The following is a 4,844-nucleotide window of genomic DNA, read 5'->3' on the forward strand; positions in this document are numbered from 1 at the left end:
ACGGAATGACAGCCGTCACAACCCTCCAATCCCAGACCCACGTCAACCACTCGTCGGCGCGCCGGCGGGCGTCGCCGGCGGACGCCCCCGCGGCGCGCGGGCCGAAGGCCACGTTCTCGCGCGCGCTCAGGTGCGGGAACACGAGCGGGTCCTGGCCGAGCAGCCCGACGGACCGGCGCTCGGGCCGGACCGCCGTCTCCACCCTCCCGTGCCAGACCGCGGTCAGCGTCCGCTCCCCCACCCGGACCACGCCGTCGGCGGGGACCAGGTGCCCGGCAAGCACGGCCAGGAGCGTCGACTTGCCCGCACCGTTGGGACCGAGGACGGCGACGATCTCGCCGGGGTGGGCGGCGATCGTCACGTCGAGCGCGAAGTCGCCGCGGCGGACCGCCACCTCGGCGTGCAGGGAGGTCACGCGGCACGTCCCGGGCGCCAGGCGCGCGCGGCGAGCAGCACCGCGACCGCCGCGAACACGAGCAGCAGCGACAGCGCCACGGCCGTGCCCTGCGTGACCCCGGCGCCGTTGAACGCGGAGTAGATGGCCAGCGGCATCGTCTGCGTGACCCCCGGGGAGTTGCCGGCGAACAGCGCGGTGGCGCCGAACTCGCCGAGCGCCCGCGCGAAGCAGAGCACCGTCCCGCTCACCAGGCCCGGCCGGACCAGCGGGATCGTGATGCGCCGGAGCACGGTCCACGGGCCCGCGCCGAGGCTCGCCGCGACGACGTCGAACCGGGTGCCCGCAGTCCGCAGCGCCCCCTCGACCGACAGGACCAGGAACGGCATCGCGACGAACGACTGCGCGATCACGACGGCGGCCGTGGTGAACGGGATCGTGATCCCGAACCACGTGTCCAGCGACTGCCCGACCAGCCCGCGCCGACCGAGGAGGTACAGGAGCGCGATGCCGCCGACCGTCGGGGGCAGGACGAGCGGCAGCGTGACCAGCGCGCGCAGCACGTCGGCGGGCCAGCCGTGGGCCCGCGCGAGCACCACCGCGAGCGGCACGCCGAGCACCAGGCACACCACCGTGGCCGCGACCGACGTGGTCAGCGAGAGCCAGAGCGCGTCGAGCGCGGCCGGTGTCGTGACGTCGGCGGGCAGGGTCGACCAGTCGGCCCGGACGACCAGCGCCATGACCGGCAGGACGAGCAGGCCGGCGGCGAGCGCGGCGGGCAGCCAGAGCAGCCCTGGAACACGGCCGTCCCGGGCGGACGTCACGGCGCCGAGAACCCCAGGTCGGCCAGGATCTTCTGGCCCTCGTCCGACAGCACGAGGTCGACGAACGCCTGCGCGACGTCCTGCCCGTGCGCGCGGGTGGGCGCCGAGAGCACGGCGAGCGGGTACTCGTTCACCACCCCGGCGGCCTCCGGGAACACGACGCCCTGCACGGTGTCGCCGGCGGCGAGCACGTCGGTCCGGTACACGATGCCGGCGTCGGCGTCCCCGGACTGGACCTTGGTCAGCACGGCCTTGACGTTCTGCTCGTTGCTCGCGATCGAGAACGTCAGGCCGGCGCGGTCGATCACCTTGCGCGCCGCGGAGCCGCACGGCACCTCGGGCGCGCAGACCACCACCGTGCCGCCCGACGTCGACAGCTCGGCGAGGTCGGCCAGCGACGTGATGTTCTTCGGGTTGCCCGGTGCGACCACGATCTCGAGCGTGTTCGTCGTGAAGACCGTCGGGGCGTCCTCGGCCAGCCCGGCGTCCGTCACGGTGGTCATGTTCTTCTCGTCCGCCGAGGCGAACACGTCCGCGGACGCACCGCCGACCAGCTGGGTGGCGAGCGTGGACGAGCCGTCGTAGGTCACGGGGTGCACGGACACGCCCGGGTTCTGCTGCGCGAACTCGGCGCTGATCGCGTCGAACGCGCTCTGCAGCGACGCCGCCGCGAACACGGTCAGCTCACCGGTGAGCGCGGGCGTGGTGGACAGCGTCGGCGTCGGGGTGGGGGTCGGCGTGCCCTGCGCCTCGGGCGTGCCCGACGAGCAGCCGACGAGGGCGAGCAGCACGGCTGCCGCGCCGACGAGCGCGCGGGCGCTCATCGCTGCGCCCGCGGGGTCTCGACGAGCACGGTGGTGGCCTTCACGACGGCCGTCGCGCGTGACCCGACCTCGAGGCCGAGCTCCCGGACCGCCTCGCTCGACATGAGCGACACCAGCCGGAACGGGCCCGCCTGCAGCTCGACCTGGGCCATCACGGTGTCCAGGAGGATCCCGGTCACCAGCCCGGGCAGCCGGTTGCGCGCCGAGCTGGTGCCGGCGGCGGGGTCCTCCGGGGTGCGTGCCCGCTCCACGGCCAGCGCCGCCAGCTCGGCACCGTCCACCACGCTGCGCCCGGCCTCGTCGGCCCGCGCACCCATCGCCCCCGAGTCGACCCACCTCCGCACGGTGTCGTCGCTCACCCCCAGCAGCTCGGCCGCCTCGCTGATCCTGTAGTCCGTCACGAACGCGATCGTAGTGCCGCAGGTGCGGCTGTCCAGAGCCGCACACCCCGCAGGTGCGGACGCCGACGCCATCTCCAGCGCGACATGGCCCTGGGCGGTAGCGTCCGGGCATGGCGAAGAAGTCCGGCAAGAAGAAGTCCGGCAAGGGCAAGATCCCGAACGACGTCTACGAGGCCGAGCTCTTCCGGCTCCAGGCCGAGCTGGTCAAGGTGCAGCTCTGGGCCAAGGAGACGGGCGCCCGGGTGGTGGTGATCTTCGAGGGCCGCGACGCCGCCGGCAAGGGCGGCACCATCAAGCGGATCTCCGAGTACCTGAGCCCCCGCGTCGTGCGCATCGCCGCCCTCCCCACGCCGACCGAGCGCGAGAAGTCCCAGTGGTACTACCAGCGCTACGTCGCCCACCTGCCGGCCGCCGGCGAGATCGTCCTGTTCGACCGCTCCTGGTACAACCGCGCGGGCGTCGAGCACGTGATGGGGTTCTGCACGCCGCAGGAGTACAGCCGGTTCATGCGGCAGACGCCGATCTTCGAGCAGATGCTCATCGAGGACGGCATCCTGCTGCGCAAGTACTGGTTCTCGGTCTCGGACACCGAGCAGCTCAAGCGGTTCCGCTCCCGCCTCAACGACCCGGTGCGGCAGTGGAAGCTCAGCCCGATGGACACCGCGTCGCTCAGCCGGTGGGAGGAGTACTCCAAGGCGAAGGACGAGATGCTCGTGCACACCGACGTGCCGGCCAGCCCGTGGTTCGTCGTCGAGTCGGACATCAAGAAGCACGCGCGGCTCAACATGATCAGCCACCTGCTCTCGACGATCCCCTACACCGACGTGCCGCACGAGAAGGTCACGCTCCCGGAACGGCCCGCAGCCTCCAACGGCTACGTCCGACCGCCGCGCGAGCTCTCGACCTACGTCCCGGACCACGTCGCGGCGCTGATGGGCGACCCGGAGAAGGACTTCTGACGCCGACGGCGAACGCCCGTTGCATCGAGGCCGCCCACCTGCGACCTTGATCCGCATGTCGACGACCTCGACCTCCCCCGGGCCCGCGCTGCGGGTCTCGCTGCCCGGGCTGCAGCCATCCGTCAAGAACTTCCTCACCAACGAGGCCGGCAGCGCCGTCTACCTGCTGGCCGCCACCGTCGTCGCGCTGATCTGGGCGAACTCGCCCTGGGCCGACGCGTACGAGTCGATGTGGTCCACCATGGCGGGCTTCCACATCGGCACCTGGGGCATCGAGCTCGACCTGCACGGCTGGGTCAACGACGCCGCGATGGCGATCTTCTTCGCGGTCGTCGGCCTCGAGATCAGCCGCGAGGCCACCACGGGCGACCTGCGCGACAAGCGGACGGTCGCCGTCCCGGCCCTCGGCGCCCTGGGCGGCCTGCTCGTCCCCGTGCTGATCTACCTCGCGTTCAACGGCAGCACCGACGCGGCCCACGGCTGGGGCGTCGTCATGTCGACGGACACCGCGTTCCTCGTCGGCATCCTCGCCCTGTTCGGCCCCAAGTGCCCCGACCGGCTGCGGCTGTTCCTGCTCACGCTCGCGATCGTCGACGACATCGGCGCGATCACCGTGATGTCCGTGTTCTACACGGACGAGGTGGACATGGCCGCGCTCGCGGTCGCCGGCGCGATCGTCGTCGGGATCGTCGTGCTGCGCTGGCTCAACGTGTGGCAGCTGGCGCCGTACGTGATCGCGGGCGTCGCGCTCTGGTTCGCGGTCCAGGCCTCGGGCGTGCACGCGACCCTGGCCGGCGTGATCATCGGCCTGCTGGTCCCCGCGCGGCCGGCGGACCAGCAGACCATCGAGGAGGTCGCCGGCTACGGCCGCAAGCTGATCGACGACGCCACGGCCGAGCGCGAGCACCTCGCCGAGCTCGCGGCCCGGGCGGCGGTCCCGACGAACGACCGGCTGCAGCGCCTCCTGCACCCGTGGAGCGCGTTCGTCGTCGTGCCGCTGTTCGGGCTGGCCAACGCAGGGATCCACCTCAACGCCGACTCGCTGCAGGCCGCGGCGCACTCGCGGCTGGCGGTCGGCGTCGCGGTCGCGCTGGTGCTGGGCAACGCGATCGGGATCACCGGTGCCGCGACCCTGGCCCTGCGCCTCGGGCTCGGGGAGCTGCCGGGCCGGGTCCGGTGGGGGCACCTGCTGGGCGGCGCCGTGCTGGCCGGCATCGGGTTCACCATCTCGCTGTTCATCGCCGGGCTGGCGTTCGACGACCCGGAGCACCTGGAGAATGCCAAGATCGGCATCCTGGCCGGCTCCCTGACCGCCGCCGTGCTCGGCTCGATCCTGCTGCGGTGGCTCGGCGAGAAGCTGCCGCTGTGCTCCCCGCTCAGCGACGCCCCGCCGCCCCTGCCGCCGCTCCCGTGGCGGGCGCCGGTCTAGGCAGCGCCGTCGG

Annotated in this window: 6 protein-coding genes; 2 read left to right on the forward strand and 4 right to left on the reverse strand. The window is 72.8% G+C overall.

All coding sequences use genetic code 11. From position 1 onward, the window contains the following. The 4 genes from AC1DT4_RS20185 to AC1DT4_RS20200 form a co-directional block, all read right to left on the reverse strand. Positions 1–415: ATP-binding cassette domain-containing protein (locus AC1DT4_RS20185; protein ID WP_477091540.1), on the reverse strand; the 415-nt coding region annotated here is incomplete at its 3' end. Further along, a complete protein-coding gene (locus tag AC1DT4_RS20190; protein WP_477091541.1) occupies positions 412–1,218 on the reverse strand; it encodes an ABC transporter permease in 807 nt (268 codons plus the stop codon). The genes AC1DT4_RS20190 and AC1DT4_RS20185, both read right to left, overlap by 4 nt. Further along, entirely contained in the window at positions 1,215–2,042 is an 828-nt protein-coding gene (gene modA, locus AC1DT4_RS20195) for a molybdate ABC transporter substrate-binding protein (RefSeq protein WP_477091542.1), read from the reverse strand. Before modA ends, AC1DT4_RS20190 begins: the two co-directional genes overlap by 4 nt. Further along, positions 2,039–2,443, reverse strand: a complete 405-nt coding sequence (locus tag AC1DT4_RS20200) for a TOBE domain-containing protein (RefSeq protein WP_477091543.1) — start codon at positions 2,441–2,443, stop codon at positions 2,039–2,041. Before AC1DT4_RS20200 ends, modA begins: the two co-directional genes overlap by 4 nt. Positions 2,444–2,553: 110 nt before the next feature. On the opposite strand from AC1DT4_RS20200, the gene ppk2 reads away from it, so the two are divergent. Together ppk2 and nhaA are read left to right on the forward strand one after the other, a co-directional pair. Beyond that, positions 2,554–3,402: a polyphosphate kinase 2 gene (ppk2, locus tag AC1DT4_RS20205; protein WP_477091544.1), complete on the forward strand. Its 849-nt coding sequence runs from the start codon at positions 2,554–2,556 to the stop codon at positions 3,400–3,402. A 55-nt stretch (positions 3,403–3,457) separates the two neighbouring features. Further along, positions 3,458–4,831 (forward strand): Na+/H+ antiporter NhaA, encoded by a 1,374-nt coding sequence (nhaA, locus tag AC1DT4_RS20210; RefSeq protein ID WP_477091545.1) that lies wholly within the window; start codon positions 3,458–3,460, stop codon positions 4,829–4,831. The last annotated feature ends 13 nt before the right edge of the window (positions 4,832–4,844 follow it).

The sequence above is a fragment of the Cellulomonas sp. P4_D11 genome (assembly GCF_056401915.1).